The following is a 574-nucleotide window of genomic DNA, read 5'->3' as shown; positions in this document are numbered from 1 at the left end:
GGCATTCCTCGGCGAACGAGGCTATCCCACGTCGCCCTTGCCGTGCTGGCGCAGCTGGATGGCCACATCGACGTCGTCCGACGTGGGGCAGGCGTGGGAGTTCAGGTCGGCGATTGACCACGCGATGCGCAGCACCCTGTCGTAGCCGCGTGCGCTGAGCCGCAGCGACTCCGTGGCCCGGTTCAGTCCGGCCAGGGTGGCCCTCAGCAGTCGCAGCTCGTTGCGCAGGATCGATCCGGGCACTTCCGCGTTGGTGCCAATACCCCAGCGCTTGAGCCGATCACGTGCCGCCGTACGGGCCTCGCCCACGCGCGCCGCGACCACGGCGGAGGATTCGCCGGTTCCACGCCCGGCCAGTTCCCGGGCAGAGAGCTGCGGAACGAAGAGCTGCATGTCGATGCGGTCAAGCAGCGGACCCGAGAGCCTGGCCAAGTAGCGGCGGCGCTGCATCGGGGTACAGGTGCAGTCGGTGCCCTTACCCAGGTTCCGCCCGCACGGACACGGGTTGGCGGCCAGCAGGAGCTGGAACCGTGCCGGGTAGCTGGCGGTGCCGGATGCCCGGTGCAGGGTGAGC

Annotated in this window: 1 protein-coding gene; it reads right to left on the bottom strand. The window is 69.9% G+C overall.

Features of this window, described 5'->3' with window-relative positions:
• Window positions 1–21 precede the first annotated feature (21 nt).
• Window positions 22–574 (bottom strand): ATP-binding protein (locus ACIPUB_RS20110; RefSeq protein WP_407609000.1); only part of this gene is annotated, 553 nt, incomplete at its 5' end.

It is taken from the genome of Paeniglutamicibacter sp. ORCA_105, assembly GCF_045798545.1.
GTDB classification, from domain to species: Bacteria; Actinomycetota; Actinomycetes; order Actinomycetales; family Micrococcaceae; genus Paeniglutamicibacter; species Paeniglutamicibacter sulfureus.
The sequence above is the reverse complement of the archived record's forward strand: the minus strand, read 5'-3'. Positions and strand labels throughout refer to the sequence as shown.